Raw genomic sequence first — 15,921 nt, forward strand, 5'->3', positions numbered from 1 at the left:
TTTCCATGACATGTACTTGCTGCATGAAGCGGCAATTCCTCATGAATTATATTGAATCGCGTCCATCGTACGGAACACCGTGCCCGCGCCACGCCGCGGTCGAGCCGGACATCGCCGGCAGCGCTCGGGTAAGATGTCCGCGCGACTCGCCGTGCCCTTGCATGCGCACCGGGCGGCAGTCGATTAGCCCGGTTGAACCACGCCGCCGCGTTGCTCATGCTCGCCGGCGCGACCTGCCGGAACGGCCCCGACATGCCACGCCATGATTCATTTCAATCTGACTGAAGGTGTACTGGTTTCCAGCCTGCAGGCGCTGTCCGTGCTCGACCTGGCCGGCATCGCCGTTGCGTTGCTGCTGGGCGGGATGGCCAAGGGCATCACGGGAATCGGCGTGCCGCTGATCGCGATGCCGATCCTCAGCCAGTTCCTGCCGATCCGGCAGGCGGTGCTGCTGCTGTCGATGCCGATCATCCTCGGCAACATTCCGCAGGCGCTGGAAGGCGGCCAGGTACTGGCGACGGCCAGGAAAATCGCCGCGCCGATCGCAGGCACCGTGATCGGCAATATCGTCGGCGTCGCAATCCTGCTGTCGCTCAATCCGGGACACGCGCAGGCGGCATCCGGTGCGCTGCTGATCGTGGCCGCGGCGCTAATGCTCGCCGCGCCGAAACTCAACCTGCCGGAAGCGTGGCAAAAACCCGTCGGGTTCGCGCTCGGCTTTGGCGCCGCGCTGATGGAAAGCATCGCGTCGGTTCCGGGGCCGCTGCTCGCGACCTACCTGATCTCGGCCGGCGCGACCGGGCGCGTGTTCACGAAGCAGATCGCGATCATCCTCGTGGTGTCGATCGTCACGCTGATCACGACGTTCAGCGGCGCCGCGCATGCGAGCGGCGCCGACCTGGCGATCTCGGCGGCGGCCAGCCTGCCGGCCATCGCCGGCATGTGGCTGGTTCGCCCGCTGCGGGACAAGATGTCGCCGAAGATCTTCCGGATGGTCGTCCTGCTGTTCGTGCTCGTCGCGGCCTCGCAGATGATCTGGAAATCGGGCGTGTTCCGGCCCGGCTCGCCTGTCGCCCAGGGCGACCACGCGCGCGCGGTCCGGCAATAGCGGGCGGCGCGCCGTCATCGATCGCGCATGCGTTCTGAAAGCTGCAAGGCGTAGTATTCGCGGACCCGGCGTATCGCCCCCACCGTCAATGCCGACGATACGCTGCCGACTGTGCTGTACGCGCGCCGATGCCGACATCCGCGCCGCCACGTTTTCAGAGGCACGAAATGGAAACCTATGTGTTGCTGGGCTGCGGGTTGGGCCTCGGCCTGTTGATCGCGATCTGGGGCATCTGGTCGCTCGGATAAGGTAACCGGGCCCGTCCATGCGCAAGCCATCCGTATGCCGCCGGACGGGAAACCGTCATTTTCAGCAATACCACCACCGTCGATTTCTTCGCACTCCGATCGAGTTATCCGGCGGCATCGTTCATGCAGGCCGCCCCGTCTTCGGCGACACGCTCGACCGGGCCTCGCCGAAACGCACGCATTCGGCCTTGAGCCAGTCCGAAAACGCGGCGGTACGCGGATCGTCCGGGTTGCGTGACAGCAGCATGTAGCGCGCCGGCGCACGCACATGCACGCCGAACACATCGACGAGCCGTCCGCTCGCAAGCTCGTCGTGCACGAGCGCCGCGCGCCCCATCGCGACACCCTGATGGTTCAACGCGGCCGTGATCGCCAGGCTGGAAAAATTGAACTGCGGCCCATCCAGATGCCGGAGCCACGCCGGCCGGACGGCCTCCAGCCATGTACGCCACTCGACGAACTCGGAAGCGCCGACCCACGGTGCGGCATCGTGCAGCAACACGACGCCGTCCGGCGACTCGCCGCTGGCGAATGCCGGATGCCGCGCCAGATACGCCGGCGTGGCGACCGGGAACAGGATTTCGTCGAGCATCACCTCGGCGTGCAGCCGACCGTATTGCACCGGGTCGTAGCGCACGGCCACGTCGATGTCGCCGGTCTCCATCGCCTCGCGATCCAGCACCTGGAACTCGGCCTGCACACGCACCGACACGTTCGGCTGTTGCCGGTGAAACGCGGTCAGGCGCGGCATCAGCCACTGCAATGCCAGCGATGGCAGGCAACTGACCCGCAGCGGCGCGTCCGACATGCCGAGCGCCTGAAGCGTGCGCTGGATATCGCCGAACGCACTCGACATCGTCCCGAGCAGAATCGCGCCCTTCTCCGTCAGCCTCAACCCGCGCGCCTGTCGCACGAACAGCGGATAACCCAGCCGGTCCTCCAGATTCCGGATCTGCTGGCTCACGGCGCTTTGCGTCAGGTTGAACGCCTGCGCCGTCTTCGTGAAGCTCAACAGCCGGCCGGCCGTTTCAAAGCAGTGCAACGCACCGAGGATCGAACCGTCCAGTCGCATGTGTATAAGTCCAGCTAATACATTGATTAGAAATCGGCGCTTTTGCGCGGTCGCCTTGAATCGTAGCATTCCAGCTCTGAATCTCGCTCAACGAACGCAAGGCCGCCCCGTGACCGCCACACCTCAACCCGACGATCTATTAGCCAGACTGCAATCCCGTCAACCGCTGCTGTGGCTGAACCCCGAAGCCGGCCGGCCGTTGCCGCAGGACGCGCCCTCACCCGACGCCATCGCTGCGGCCGAAGCGAGACTGGCGCGCTGCGCGCCGCTGATGGCCGAGCTGTTTCCCGAGCTCGCGGCCACGGCGGGAACGATCGAATCGCCGCTGATGCCGGCGGACACCTTGCGGCGCGCGTTGTCGCACGCGGACGACGCGCACGGCGCCTGGTTCATCAAGCGCGACGATGCATTGCCGGTCGCCGGTTCGATCAAGGCGCGCGGCGGTTTTCATGAAGTGCTCGCGCTCGCCGAGTCGATCGCGATCGAACACGGGTTGATCGCCCCCACTGGCGACCGGCGGATCCTCGCGTCGGCCGCCGCCCGCGCGTTGTTCGCCACCCATACCGTCGTCGTGGGCAGCACCGGCAATCTCGGCCTGAGTATCGGCGTGATGGCCGCCGCGCTGGGGTTCGAATCGGTCGTCCACATGTCGACCGACGCAAAGCCGTGGAAGAAGGCGCGCCTGCGACAACGCGGCGTCCGCGTGGTCGAGCACGACGGCGATTACGCGCAGGCCGTCGCCGCGGGTCGATCGCAGGCGCGCGCTCAACCGCGCTGCCACTTCGTCGACGACGAAGGCTCGCTGATGCTGTTCCTCGGCTACGCCGCGAGCGCCCGGCATCTGGCCGCGCAGCTCGCCGAATCGGGCCGCCGCGTGGACGCCGCGCATCCGCTCTTCGTCCATCTGCCGTGCGGGGTCGGCGGCGCGCCAGGCGGCATCACGTATGGCCTCAAGGCGCTGTTCGGCGAGCACGTGCACTGCTTTTTCGCCGAGCCCGTCGCGGCGCCGTGCATGCTCGTCCAGCTCGCTGCCGGTGCGGGCACGCCGGTGTCCGTCTACGACATCGGGCTCGACAACCGGACCGAGGCCGACGGCCTGGCGGTCGCGCAAGCGTCGCATCTGGTCAGCCCGCTGATGGCGTCGCAACTGTCGGGCGTCTTCACGGTCGGCGACGCGCAGCTCTACGCGCAGTTGCGCGCGGTTCAACGCGCCACGGGCGTGGAACTGGAACCGTCGGCCGCGGCCGCCGTCGGCGGGCCGGGCTGGCTGGCCCGGTCGGCGGCCGGCAGGGACTACCTGCGCCGCCACGCGATCGACATGCGCGCGTCCACGCACGTCATCTGGGCAACCGGCGGCTCGCTCATTCCGCCGGAAGAACACCGTCGCTTCCAGTCTCACGCGGAGGCGCTCGCCGCCGCCGGCGCGTGACGCGTTCCGCCCGGCGCCCAGCCCGGTTCCCGAAGACCGGGTAGACTGTCCGGATGGAACAATGCCGTTATTGCCAGAGAATCCGCGATGAATGGGATTGCCACGGCGACGAATGCCGCCGGGCAATCGCCAAGGCGCTGCGCCGGCAGCGTGCGGGCCTGCCGATGGTGCCCGATCGCATCCGCAACGAACTCCCGTCCGGCGCGCCGACCCAGCAGGTGATCGCCGTCCTGTCGCGGCAGCGCCTGCGCGCGCGCCGCGGCAACGAGGAACGCCGCGAGCGCAAGGAAATCGACGACGACGTCTGAGCCGGCCGCCTCGCAGCCTGCCCGCACCGTTCCCGCTTCCCGCTGCCGCCGGGCGCCCGCCCGTACGTGCCATCCACGCCGCACCCCGGTCGCCTTTCCGTTGCACACCCGGCAATACACAATGGGGACGGAAGATATTTTTCGCGGAATTATTGCCTCGCCTGCAACGATCTTTCGCTGAAACTCACGTTTACCCTAGGTCGACCGGCGCCTACGATGTAATCAACCGCTTACGACATGGTGTCGAACGCGGAAAGCCAATAAACATCGGAGGTCATCATGAAATCGCTCGTTTCCGCAGTCGTTGCCGCTGTCGCCCTGTCCGCTTCGTTCGGCGCATTCGCCCAAAGCACCGTGACCCGCGCCCAGGTGCGCAACGAACTGGTCCAGCTCGAACAAGCCGGCTACAAGCCGGGCCTGTCGAGCCCGTACTACCCGGCCGACATCCAGGCCGCCCAGGCCCGCGTGCGCGGCGCCGACAACAGCGGTTACGGCGCACAGCCGGCCGCGACCGTCCAGGGCGGTGCACCGGCCGCGAAGCCGCAAAGCGCGCACGACTCGGTCTACTTCGGCCACTAAGCCTGCCGCTGCGCGCATCGCGCGCAGTGCGGCCATGCGACGAGCCCGTCCCTGACGGGCTCGTCGCGTTTGCAGCCCCAGTTTCGCCGCCCGATCGTCAGCGGCTGCCGCCCGATGCGACCCGGTCGCCTGCGTCCGTCGCGACGCCGCCTCGGACCAGATCCTGATAGCGCACGCACACGCACTGCGGGCACGCCTTCGCCGCGTACATCGCCGCATCGGCCTTGACGAGCAGTTCCTCGGCCGACGCGCCGTCGGCCGGATACTCGCTGACACCGATGCTTGCACCGACCGCCACGCGCCGATCGCCGAACTCCAGCTCCTCGGCCATCACGATCTGGATGCGCGCCGCGACGTCGCCGATCACCGCCGGCGAACGCACGTCCGCGATCAGCACGATGAATTCGTCGCCGCCGAGCCGCGCGACCATGTCGCCGCTGCGCAGCGCACGGCTCAGCCGCTTCGCGACCGCGACGAGCGTGCGATCGCCGGCCGAGTGCCCGTGCTGGTCGTTGATCTGCTTGAAGCGGTCGAGATCGACGAACATCACCGCCAGCCCTTCGCGTACCGCCGCCGCATGCCGGATCGCAGCTTCGAGATGCTCCATGAACAGCAGGCGGTTCGGCAGCGCGGTCAGCGGGTCGTGGCCGGCGAGGTGCGCGAGTTCCTGCTGCTTCGCACGCAGCATCGCGACCTGCGTGCGGATCTCGACGCGCATGCTGTCGAAACAGCGCGCGAGTACGCCGATCTCGTCGGCGCGCGCGGTCGGCAGCCGCTCGGCGGCCGAATCGTCGAACACGTGGGTCGCCGCACGCGCCAGCGTCTGCAGCGGCCGCGTGATCGCACGCGCGAACAGGATCGCGAGGATCGCCGCCAGCAGGCTCGACACGAGCACCATCCGGACGATCCGCTCGCCGAGCACGCCGGCCGGCGCCAGCACGTCCGCGAGCGGGCGCGCCATGCCGAGCACGACGAAGCGGTTGCCCTCGTCGTGCCCGAACGGCGTGCGCGCGAACGCGAACATCTGGCCCGGCGCCTCGTCGGGCTGCGCGAGTCCATTGAGCGTCACGTTCGTTTGAGCGTGGTCGAACAACGCGCGGGTGGCGGTGAAACGGTCCTGCATCAGCACGCGCCGGCCGCGGTCGAAACCGAACGTCTGCGCCGGATCGGGATGCACGAGAAAATCACCCCACTCGTTCGCGAGATAGACCGCATAGTCTTCCGGCAGGTCGCGCTCGAGCCGGTCGAACACGCGCGACAATTCGACGTCGACGACGAGCGCGCCGACCGTGCGGCCGGACATGTCGACCACCGGTGTCCCCACGCGCAGGATCGGCAGCCCCTCGGCCTCGTGCGATCCCGTCTCGTGATTGATCACGATCGGTGACAGGTAGATGTGGCCGGGCGCCATCGCGAGCGTGTCGAATACGTAGGAAAACTGCCCTTTCTCCTGGAAGGCGCTTTCGGGCAGCACGACGATGCCGCTCGCATCGCGAACGACACGGATACGTTCGATCCCGAAATGCCCGCTCGCGATCAGGCGGATCTGCAGGTACTCCGGATGATTTGTCATGAAGCTCCGGTACACCTGCTCGAGCCGCGTGCGGCGTGCGATGTCCGGCTTGTCGTCACCCGCGACGAACGCGGACGACGGCAACTGCGCGAGCACGAGCGCGTCGTCGGCAACATCCGCCAGCGCGGTCGTGAAGCGTTGCCCGAGCAGTTGCGTCGACATCAGCAGGCTGTGCTGCGCTTCCTGCACGAGCATCGCGCGATTGGCGCGATACGCGTAGTAGCCGGTCGTGCCGGACGCGATCACGCCGATGCAGGCGAACAGCACCGACAGCTTCGACACGAGCCCGAGCCGGATCATTTTCCGAACCGCTCCGGCCGGTCGCCCGACACGATACGGCTCCACAACGATTCGCGGCGGGCGATGTTCTCGACGGGCTGGAGCCACACGAGATGCTGGTGCCCGGTGTCGAGCCCCGACGGCGGCTCGAGCGTATTCGCGAGCCCCTGGCGCTCGGTCAGCAGCGCGCCGATCGCCGGTTCGAGCATGTAGTTGATCCACGCGAATGCCAACCCGGGGCGTTGCGCGCCGCGCGTGACGGCCCAGCAGTCGAGCCACGCGAGCGCGCCTTCTTCCGGGATCACGTAGCCGACGTCCGCGCCCGCGCGCCGCAGCAGTTCGACCTGCTGCGTGCCGTAGTTGCCGAACATCAGTGCCGCGCGATGCTGGACGAACAGCGCGGTCGCCTCCTCGGGCAGCGTGTAATACGTCAGCAGGTTGCGGCGCAGGTCGATCAGCTTGCGCGCGACCGCGAGCGTCTGCGCGGACGACAGCCGGAACGGATCGGAATAGCCGAGCGCGAGCGCGGCGAACGAGAAATTGTGCTGCGCGCTGTTGAAGTCGAGCACCTTGCCGCGGTAGCGCGGATTCCACAGCTCGCGCATCGAGCGCGGCGCGGCCGGCACCTGCTTGCGGTCGTAGATCAGCCCCATCGACGAATACGTGAACGGGATCGCGTAGGTCGTGCCGTCCTGCACGAGCCCGCCGATCGTCGCGACCTGCTGGAAGTTCGGCAACTGGCGCCGCCGGTTCGGAATGCGCTGCAGGTCGATCGGCGCGAGCAGGCGTTCGCGCGCATAACGCTGGATCTCGGCCGTATTCGCGGCCAGCACGTCGTACGGCGGCGGCGACGCGCTGTGCATCCGCGACCACAACGCTTCGTCGGAGTCGACGAACGTCACTTCGACGCGCGCGCGAAACTGCGCCTCGAACGCGCCGACGATGTCGCTGTCCGCATAGCCGGGCCACGCGAGCACGCGCAGCACGTTGTCGTTGACGGTTTCGGGAGAGGCGGAGAACGCCGGCACGACGGGTGCCAGAAAGCCTATCGTCAATATGATGAGCAGGCTGCGCACGGCGCCGCGTGCACGCTTGCGTGCACCGATTCCCCTGATCAATCGGACCCCGCGTGAATCGCCCGGCTGCATTCGACTGTCCTTTTTCGAGTCGATGCGATATCCCGCAACGAGACCATAAATCGGACGGTCGCGCAATTGGAAGAAGCCGTACGCGGCGCGCATGTTCGCCGGCACCGGCACCGGCGACGGCGGCGACATGCGGCATGCGGCGCGGCTACAGCGGCCCGCGTCGCGCCGCGGAAACCCGCGTCAGCGCCAGGCCTGCGTGAACTCCGCGATCACGCGCGACAGGTGTGCACGCATCGCGTCGCGCGCACCTGTCGCGTCTCGCGCCATGATCGCCGCGAAGATCCGCTGGTGATCCTCCTGCGACGCCTCGCGCAGCGCGGTCGAGTGAAAGTGCTCCTCGATCTTGTCCCACAGCGGATCGCTGCGGGCGCAGTCCCACATCGCCGTGACCATGTGCAGCAGCACCGTATTGCCGGTCGACTCCGCAATCCGCAGATGAAACTGGCGGTCGGCCGCGTCGTACGCGGCCTTGTCGGCCATCTGCTCGCGCATCGTCGTCAGCGAGAGAAACAGGCGGTCGAGATCGGCGTCCTTGCGTTCGGTCGCCGCGAGCGCCGCGACTTCCGCTTCGATCAGCCCGCGCGCGCGCAGCGTCTCGATCGGCCCCGGGCCGCGCGGCACCTCGAACGTCACCGGCCGTGCGGCGTCGGCCGCGGACACGTAGATGCCGGAGCCGATCCGCACTTCGACGATCCCCTGCACCTCGAGCGCGATGATCGCCTCGCGCACCTGCGTGCGACTCACGCCGAACTGGTCGGCCAGACTGCGCTCCGACGGCAACCGCGCGCCGGCTTCGAACGCGCCGGCGGCCACCATCGCGTGAATCTGCCGCGCAAGACCGATATAGGAGCGGTCCGCGGCATCGGTGTCGCGGCTGGCGGGCAGGCTGGAAAGATCGGTCATCGAAAGGCTCGCAACAGGCTGGCCGGCGCCGTCGCGGCACCGGATCCTCAAAATGGTACACCAATTTCAACCCGCACCTGATTCGGCTTGTCGGTCCTTCCTGCCGCGCAATCGCGGATGCTGTCTGTTATCCATGCGATAACCTCACAACTGGTAAACCACTATCCCGCCTAACTGGCATACCAATCATAATCCGCTCACCGGCACCGGGCCGCACGCTGCGGCCCGGTCGTCCGTGCATGAACCGCCAGCCAGGAGCCGCTCCAGTGAAGATGTCTTTCCGTTGGTACGGCGAGTCCGATCCGGTCTCGCTGCAATACATCCGCCAGATCCCGGGCGTCACGCATATCGTGTCCGCGATCTACGACGAACCGGTGGGCGAAGTCTGGCCCGCGCACAAGATCGAAACGCTGAAAGCAACGATCGAGCGCGCCGGCCTGCGGTTCGAAGTCGTCGAATCGGTGCCCGTGCACGAGGACATCAAGCTCGGCAAGCCGGGGCGCGATCGTCTGATCGACCACTACCGGCAGACGATCCGCCATCTCGGCGCGGCCGGCATCCGCGTCGTCTGCTACAACTTCATGCCCGTGTTCGACTGGACGCGCACCGAGCTGTCGAAGACGCTCGCCGACGGCTCGACCTGCCTCGCATTCAGCACCGACGCGGTCGACCGGATCGATCCGAACGACGGCATCGCGCTGCCCGGCTGGGATTCGAGCTACCGGCCCGAACAGCTGCAGGCCCTGCTCGCCGACTATCGCGACGTCGACGAAGCCGCGCTGTGGGCGAACCTCGAGTACTTCCTGAAGGCGATCATCCCTGTTGCCGAGGAAGCCGGCGTGAAGATGGCGATCCACCCGGACGATCCGCCGCGCCCGATCTTCGGGCTGCCGCGCATCGTGAAGAACCGCGACGATCTCGCGCGGATCCTGCGCATCGTCGACACGCCCGCGAACGGGCTGACGCTGTGCTCGGGTTCGCTCGGCGCGGGCCCGCAGAACGACGTCGAGGCGCTGGTGCGCGAGTTCGGCGCGATGGGCCGCATCCACTTCGCACACATCCGCAACGTGAAGGTCGACGCGAACGGCGATTTCGAGGAAACCGCGCACCTGTCGCGCTGCGGCTCGCTCGACATCGCCGCGATCGTGAAGGCGTATCACGACACCGGCTTCACCGGCTACGTGCGCCCCGACCACGGCCGCATGATCTGGGGCGAAACGGGCAAGCCCGGCTACGGCCTGTACGACCGGGCGCTCGGCGCGGTCTACCTGAACGGCCTGTGGGAAGCGCTCGCGAAGTTCGACCGCACGCCGCACGCGTCGCGGTAATCCGCCCATCGAGGCAGCCGGCGCAGCGGATCGCCGGCCGCCCGTCACGACATTCCGCACGGAGACACCGCATGCCACGCATCCGATGGGCCATGATCCTGATGTGCTTCCTGGCCAACGTCATCAACTTCATCGACCGCGCGAACCTCGCGATCGCCGCGCCCAGCATCCGCGCCGACCTCGGCTTCGACGCGGTCGGCATGGGGCTCGTGCTGAGTGCGTTCTTCTGGACCTATGCGTTCCTTCAGCTGCCGGCCGGCTGGTTCATCGACAAGGTCGGCGTACGCGTGAGCCTCGCGCTGGCCGTCGGCTGGTGGTCGGTGTTCACCGTCGCGACGGGCGCCGCGCGCGGCCTCGCGCAACTCGTGGGCGTACGGCTGATGCTCGGCGTCGGCGAAGCGGCCGCGATCCCGTCGTTCGCGAAGGTCGCGTTCAACTGGTTCCCGCGCAGCGAGCGCGGGCTCGCGAGCAGCATCTTCGACAGCGGCTCGCGTGTCGGCTCCGCGCTGTCGCTGCCGCTCGTCGCGTGGCTGATCTCGATCGTCGGCTGGCGCGGGTCGTTCGTGATCACGGGCGGCATCGGCATCGTGTGGGCACTCGCCTGGTGGTTCGTCTATCGCGACCCCGAACGCTACCGCGCGATCGCACCCGATGCCATCGATGCGCTGCTCGCGCAACGCGGCGCACCGGCCGTTGCGGCCGCAACCGATGGCCCGACCGTATCGTGGCTCGACCTGTTCCGCTATCGCACCGTGTGGGGGATGATGATCGGCCTGTTCTGCCTGAACTTCGCGATCTACTTCTTCATCACGTGGTTCCCGAGCTACCTGCTGCAGTCGCGCGGCTTCTCGCTCGCATCGCTCGGCACGTGGGGCATGCTGCCCGCGCTGCTCGCGATTCCCGGCGGCTGGCTCGGCGGCTACGTGTCGGACAGCCTGTTTCGCCGCGGCTGGAGCGCCACCGCCGCGCGCAAGACCTGCCTCGTGCTCGGGATGCTGCTATCGTCGTCGATCGCCCTGTCCGCGCTCGTCGAAAACACGTGGGCGTGCCTCGGACTGTTCGCCCTCGCGTATGCCAGCCTGTCGTTCGCCGGCGCCAACGTGTGGACGCTCGTCGGCGAAATCGCGCCGACGCCCGCGCACGTCGCGTCGATCGGCGGCATCCAGAACTTCGCGGGCAATCTCGCGGGAATCTTCATCACGACCTTCACGGGCGTGATGCTGTCGATCACCAAGGGCTCGTTCGTCGTGCCGCTCGCGGCGGCCGGCGCGCTGTGCGTGGTCGGCGCGCTGTCGTACCTGTTCGTCGTCGGCAAGGTCGAGCCGCTGCCGCCGCTGCGCGGCCGTGCGAACGGGCGGAATGCGGCGCCGAACGCGGCCTGACACTGCCGGAACGCGCGGCCGGTGCCCCGCGCTTTCCTTTTCGGGCCGCCCGTCGGACAATGGCCCGCGCCCGCCGGCGCGGCGCCACTCCGGCCCGCGCGCGGCGACGCCGCGCCCCGCCCACGCCGATGAAACGCTACGAAACCCTCGCCCATACGATCGCCGACGACATCCGCAACGGCAACCTTGCCGTCGGCACGCGCCTGCCGTCGCTGCGGCAGATCATCGCGCAGCACGGCGTGAGCCAGTCGACGGTGTTTCGCGCGTATTACCTGCTCGAACAGTGGGGCTTGATCCGTGCACGCGAACGCTCGGGCTATTACGTCGCGCCGGGCGCCACGCCGGCGGCGAACCCCGCCGCGAAGCGCCGCGCGAACCGCGCCGGCGCCACGCGCAAGGTCGACATCAGCAGCCTCGTGTTCTCCGTCCTCGACGCGGCCACGCAGCCCGGCATCGTGCCGCTCGGTTCCGCGTTCCCCGCGCCGCAGCTGTTTCCGCTGCCGCGCCTGGCGAAGTCGCTCGCCCAGGCCACGCGGCTCGTGAGCCCGTGGAGCACGGTCGTCGACCTGCCGCCCGGCAACGAGGCGCTGCGCCAGCAGATCGCGCGCCGCTATCTCGCCACCGGCATCTCGCAGCCGATCGACGAGATCGTCGTCACGAACGGCGCGCTCGAGGCGCTGAACCTGTGCCTGATGGCCGTGACTCGGCCCGGCGACGTCGTCGCGGTCGAAGCGCCCGGGTTCTATGCGGCGCTGCAGGCGATCGAACGGCTCGACCTGCGCGCGGTCGAGATTCCCGTCGATCCGCATACGGGCCTCGATCTCGATGCGCTGGCAAACGCGCTCGACCGGCACGCCATCCGCGCGTGCTGGTTCATGACCAATTTCCAGAATCCGACCGGCGTCACGCTGTCCGCCGAAAAGAAGCGTGCGCTCGTCGACCTGCTCGCGGCGCGCGAGGTGCCGCTGATCGAGGACGACGTGTACGGCGAGCTGCATTTCGGCCCCGACTATCCGCTGCCCGCGCGCGCGTTCGATCGACACGGCCTGGTGATGCACTGCAGCTCGTTCTCGAAGACCCTCGCGCCCGGCTACCGGATCGGCTGGGCCGCCGCCGGCCGCTTCGCCGAGAAGGTGCAGCGGCTCAAGCTGATGACGACGCTGTCGGCCAGCATTCCCGCGCAGGCCGGCATCGCGAACTATCTCGAGCACGGCGGCTACGACCGCCACCTGCGCAAGCTGCGCGGCGCGCTGCACGCTCAGCTCGACCGGATGGACGACGCGTTGCGGCGCTGGCTGCCGCCCGGCGTCGAATGGGTGCGGCCCGACGGCGGATACTTCCTGTGGCTCGCGTTTCCCGACGCGATCGACGCGATGGAGTTGCACCGCCAGGCGATCGCTCGCGGCATCAGCGTCGCGCCGGGACCGCTGTTTTCGGCCGCGCACGGCTTCGAGCGCTGCGTGCGCGTGAACTTCGGCCATCCGTGGAGCCGCGACATCGAACGTGCGATCCGCGTGCTCGGCGAACTGGTCGCGCAGCCGCCGGTCCGCAAGGCAGGCTGATCGTTCACGGTACGCGCGGTGCATGCCGCGCGCATCGCGGCCATGCAGGCAATCCGCGCGCGGGTTACATTGCGGATCCCGCCGCACCTTCACGATCTCCCATGAGCCAACTGCCTTACCTCGATCACGCCGCCCTGTTGAAACTGACGGCCGAAGCGGCGCACGTCACGCAATCGTGCACGTGCACGAAGACGTCGCTCGCCGGATGGACGACCCTGCCGCTGTCGCTGCAGGATGCGCAACTGACCGAAATCGCCACGCTCGTGCCGCCCGGCGACGCCGAGCCGACCTATGCGGAGCATCACCCGGCCGGCACGCGCTACGCGTCGGACGACGCACCGATCGCCCTGCGCCATTTCCCGTACAACCGCTGCAGCGTCAGCCGCTGCCGCTCGTGCGGCCGCTTGTTCCTGCGCTATCAAGAAGGCGGCGGCTACTTCATCGACCAGCGCATCCGCGCGCTCGATCCGGCGCTCGTCGTCGACGCCAGCGTTTGATCGCGCCGCGGGCATGGCCGCATGCCCGGTCTCCCGCGCCGGCGCCTGCGTGTCGCGCCATCTGCTGCGCCTTTTTCGTCCCGTTCTGCTGCTTGTCCCGCCGCACCGCGTTCCCTACGCTGTCTCCCGTTGCCTGACATCCGTCGCAACGCCTGTCCGAGCCGCGCGCAATCCGCGCCGCGGCGCTTCTCGCGTATCACGTCATGTACCGATATACCGATTTCGACCGGGCGCTCGTGCACAGCCGCGCCGCCCAGTTCCGCGACCAGCTCGAGCGCTGGCAGCACGGCACGCTGAGCGAAGACGCGTTCCGGCCGCTGCGGCTGCAGAACGGCTGGTATGTGCAACGCCACGCGCCGATGCTGCGCGTCGCCGTGCCGTACGGCGAGCTGTCGAGTGCGCAGCTTCGCGTGCTGGCGCGAATCGCGCGCGACTACGACGTGCCCGACGACGCCACCTACCGCGCCGCATGCGACGCGCAGGCGCTGCTCGGCACGTCGCGCCTGCCGACCCGCAGCGCGCACTTCACGACACGCACCAACGTGCAGTTCAACTGGATTCCGCTCGCGAAGGCGGCCGACGTGATGGACCTGCTCGCGACCGTCGACATGCACGGCATCCAGACGAGCGGCAACTGCATCCGCAACATCTCGTGCGACGAGCGCGCGGGCGTCGCGCCGGACGAGATCGCCGATCCGCGCCCGTTCGCCGAAGTGATGCGCCAGTGGACGACGCTGCATCCCGAATTCGCGTTCCTGCCGCGCAAGTTCAAGATCGCGATCACCGGTGCGACCGAAGACCGCGCGGCAACCGACTGGCACGACGTCGGGTTGCAGCTCGTGCGCGACGACGCGGGCGAACTCGGCTTTCGCGTCAGCATCGGCGGCGGAATGGGCCGCACGCCGATGATCGCGACGCTGCTGCGCGCGTTCCTGCCGTGGCAACACGTGATGAACTACATCGAGGCGATCGTCCGCGTGTACAACCGCTACGGGCGCCGCGACAACAAGTACAAGGCACGCATCAAGATCCTCGTGAAGACCGAGGGGCAGCGCTACATCGACGACGTCGAGGAAGAGTTCCGCCAGATCGTCGTCCTCGACGGCGGCCCGCACACGATCCCGCAGGCCGAATTCGGTCGCGTGGCCGCGTCGTTCGTCCCGCCGCGGCTCAAGCCCCGCACGCTCGATCTCGCCGGCGCGCAGGCACGCGTATCCGCACAGGCGGCCCGTCATCCGGCGTTCGCGCGCTGGCTCGCCCGCAATGTCGCCGCGCATCGCGATCCGGCGCTGCGCATCGTCACGTTGTCGTTCAAGCGCCGCCTGCAGGCCCCGGGCGACGCCTCGCCGGACCAGCTCGACGCGCTCGCCGATCTCGCCGACCGCTTCTCGGCCGGTGAGGCGCGCGTCACGCACACGCAGAACGTCGTGCTGCCGTGGGTGCATGTCGACGATCTGTTCCTGCTGTGGGAAAACGCCCGCGCGATCGGGCTGGCGAGCGCGAACGTCGGGCTGCTGACCGACATGATCGCGTGCCCGGGCGGCGATTTCTGCGCGCTGGCGAACGCGCGCTCGATCCCGATCGCCGACGCGATCACCGAGCGCTTCCAGGATCTCGACCTGCTGCACGACATCGGCGACCTCGACCTGCACATCAGCGGCTGCATCAATTCGTGCGGCCATCATCACAGCGGCCACCTCGGCATCCTCGGCGTCGACAAGGACGGCGCGGAGTGGTACCAGGTGACGCTCGGCGGGTCGGACGGCTCCGCCGCGAGCGGCCCAGCGCGGCCGGGCAAGGTGATCGGCCCGTCGTTCTCGGCGGACGAGATCGTCGATGTCGTCGATGCGATCGTCGGCGCGTACCTCGACGCGCGGATCGACACGAACGGCCGCAGCGAACGATTCATCGACACCGTGCGCCGCATCGGCGCGGAACCCTTCAAGGCCGCCGCGAACGACGCGCGCCACCGGGCGGAGCACGCATGAACCAGGAAACCTCCATCGCACACGCACGCATCCGCCTGCTGACGCCGGCCGACCACGCCGACGACACGCAGCCGCACGACGACGCGACGCTGACGATCGGCAACGACGAGGAACTGGCGCCGCTCGCCGCGCAAATCGCGCAAGCCGCCCGCATCGACCTGCAGTTTCCGTCGTTCACGGACGGACGCGCGTACAGCCAGGCGTACCTGCTGCGCAAGCGCTTCGGCTTCGCCGGCGACCTGCGCGCGACCGGCGAGGTGCTGGTCGACCAGTTGTTGCTGATGGAACGCACGGGGTTTTCGAGCGCGGTGCTCGCCGACGACACCGAAATCGCGGCCGCACGGCGGCAACTCGACCGGTTCCCGGGCTTTTATCAGCGCGACGCGAGAACGGCCACGCCGCCGCACGACACGGCGGCGACAGCGGCGACGGCGGCAGCGGCCGGAAAATGAAACGGGCGGCACGCTGGCCGCCCGTACGATGAACCGGCAGGATTCCGGCCGGTGCCCGCGGCAAC

Annotated in this window: 14 protein-coding genes; 10 read left to right on the plus strand and 4 right to left on the minus strand. The window is 68.4% G+C overall.

Features of this window, described 5'->3' with window-relative positions; all coding sequences use genetic code 11:
• Positions 1 to 262 precede the first annotated feature (262 nt).
• Positions 263 to 1,108: a sulfite exporter TauE/SafE family protein gene (locus VXM69_RS09350; RefSeq protein ID WP_034191266.1), complete on the plus strand. Its 846-nt coding sequence runs from the start codon at positions 263 to 265 to the stop codon at positions 1,106 to 1,108.
• Between the two features lie 369 nt (positions 1,109 to 1,477).
• On the opposite strand, the gene VXM69_RS09355 is transcribed toward VXM69_RS09350, so the two are convergent.
• Positions 1,478 to 2,428, minus strand: a complete 951-nt coding sequence (locus VXM69_RS09355) for a LysR substrate-binding domain-containing protein (RefSeq protein WP_367188471.1) — start codon at positions 2,426 to 2,428, stop codon at positions 1,478 to 1,480.
• On the opposite strand from VXM69_RS09355, the gene VXM69_RS09360 reads away from it, so the two are divergent.
• The 3 genes from VXM69_RS09360 to VXM69_RS09370 all read left to right on the plus strand — a co-directional run bounded on the left by VXM69_RS09360 (position 2,427) and on the right by VXM69_RS09370 (position 4,744).
• Complete coding sequence (locus VXM69_RS09360) at positions 2,427 to 3,857, plus strand: D-serine ammonia-lyase (RefSeq protein WP_367188472.1); 1,431 nt, start codon at positions 2,427 to 2,429, stop codon at positions 3,855 to 3,857. The genes VXM69_RS09355 and VXM69_RS09360 overlap by 2 nt on opposite strands.
• A 53-nt stretch (positions 3,858 to 3,910) precedes the next feature.
• Positions 3,911 to 4,165, plus strand: a complete 255-nt coding sequence (locus tag VXM69_RS09365) for a hypothetical protein (RefSeq protein WP_027791787.1) — start codon at positions 3,911 to 3,913, stop codon at positions 4,163 to 4,165.
• A gap of 279 nt (positions 4,166 to 4,444) precedes the next feature.
• Entirely contained in the window at positions 4,445 to 4,744 is a 300-nt protein-coding gene (locus VXM69_RS09370; RefSeq protein ID WP_367188473.1) for a DUF4148 domain-containing protein, read from the plus strand.
• 97 nt (positions 4,745 to 4,841) lie between these two features.
• Here VXM69_RS09370 and VXM69_RS09375 read toward each other — a convergent pair whose 3' ends face one another.
• The 3 genes from VXM69_RS09375 to VXM69_RS09385 all read right to left on the minus strand — a co-directional run bounded on the left by VXM69_RS09375 (position 4,842) and on the right by VXM69_RS09385 (position 8,647).
• Positions 4,842 to 6,617 (minus strand): GGDEF domain-containing protein, encoded by a 1,776-nt coding sequence (locus tag VXM69_RS09375; protein ID WP_124608848.1) that lies wholly within the window; start codon positions 6,615 to 6,617, stop codon positions 4,842 to 4,844.
• The gene (locus VXM69_RS09380) at positions 6,614 to 7,744 is read right to left on the minus strand and encodes an extracellular solute-binding protein (protein ID WP_034191651.1); all 1,131 of its coding nucleotides are present in this window, start codon (positions 7,742 to 7,744) and stop codon (positions 6,614 to 6,616) included. Before VXM69_RS09380 ends, VXM69_RS09375 begins: the two co-directional genes overlap by 4 nt.
• A 180-nt stretch (positions 7,745 to 7,924) precedes the next feature.
• Positions 7,925 to 8,647, minus strand: a complete 723-nt coding sequence (locus tag VXM69_RS09385; RefSeq protein WP_069704699.1) for a FadR/GntR family transcriptional regulator — start codon at positions 8,645 to 8,647, stop codon at positions 7,925 to 7,927.
• A gap of 266 nt (positions 8,648 to 8,913) precedes the next feature.
• On the opposite strand from VXM69_RS09385, the gene uxuA reads away from it, so the two are divergent.
• From uxuA to VXM69_RS09415, 6 genes are all read left to right on the plus strand, one after another.
• Complete coding sequence (uxuA, locus tag VXM69_RS09390) at positions 8,914 to 9,975, plus strand: mannonate dehydratase (protein ID WP_175028555.1); 1,062 nt, start codon at positions 8,914 to 8,916, stop codon at positions 9,973 to 9,975.
• A gap of 71 nt (positions 9,976 to 10,046) precedes the next feature.
• Complete coding sequence (locus VXM69_RS09395) at positions 10,047 to 11,357, plus strand: MFS transporter (RefSeq protein ID WP_367188474.1); 1,311 nt, start codon at positions 10,047 to 10,049, stop codon at positions 11,355 to 11,357.
• A gap of 128 nt (positions 11,358 to 11,485) precedes the next feature.
• Positions 11,486 to 12,919, plus strand: coding sequence for a PLP-dependent aminotransferase family protein (locus VXM69_RS09400; RefSeq protein WP_343727165.1), 1,434 nt, complete (start codon positions 11,486 to 11,488; stop codon positions 12,917 to 12,919).
• 101 nt (positions 12,920 to 13,020) lie between these two features.
• Complete coding sequence (locus VXM69_RS09405) at positions 13,021 to 13,416, plus strand: hypothetical protein (RefSeq protein WP_034191259.1); 396 nt, start codon at positions 13,021 to 13,023, stop codon at positions 13,414 to 13,416.
• Between the two features lie 203 nt (positions 13,417 to 13,619).
• Entirely contained in the window at positions 13,620 to 15,404 is a 1,785-nt protein-coding gene (locus VXM69_RS09410) for a nitrite/sulfite reductase (protein ID WP_367188475.1), read from the plus strand.
• The gene (locus tag VXM69_RS09415; RefSeq protein WP_124669931.1) at positions 15,401 to 15,856 is read left to right on the plus strand and encodes a DUF934 domain-containing protein; all 456 of its coding nucleotides are present in this window, start codon (positions 15,401 to 15,403) and stop codon (positions 15,854 to 15,856) included. The genes VXM69_RS09410 and VXM69_RS09415 overlap by 4 nt, the downstream gene beginning before the upstream one ends.
• Positions 15,857 to 15,921: the final 65 nt, after the last annotated feature.

It is taken from the genome of Burkholderia sp. Ed8 (genome assembly GCF_040761425.1).
GTDB classification, from domain to species: domain Bacteria; phylum Pseudomonadota; class Gammaproteobacteria; order Burkholderiales; family Burkholderiaceae; genus Burkholderia; species Burkholderia seminalis.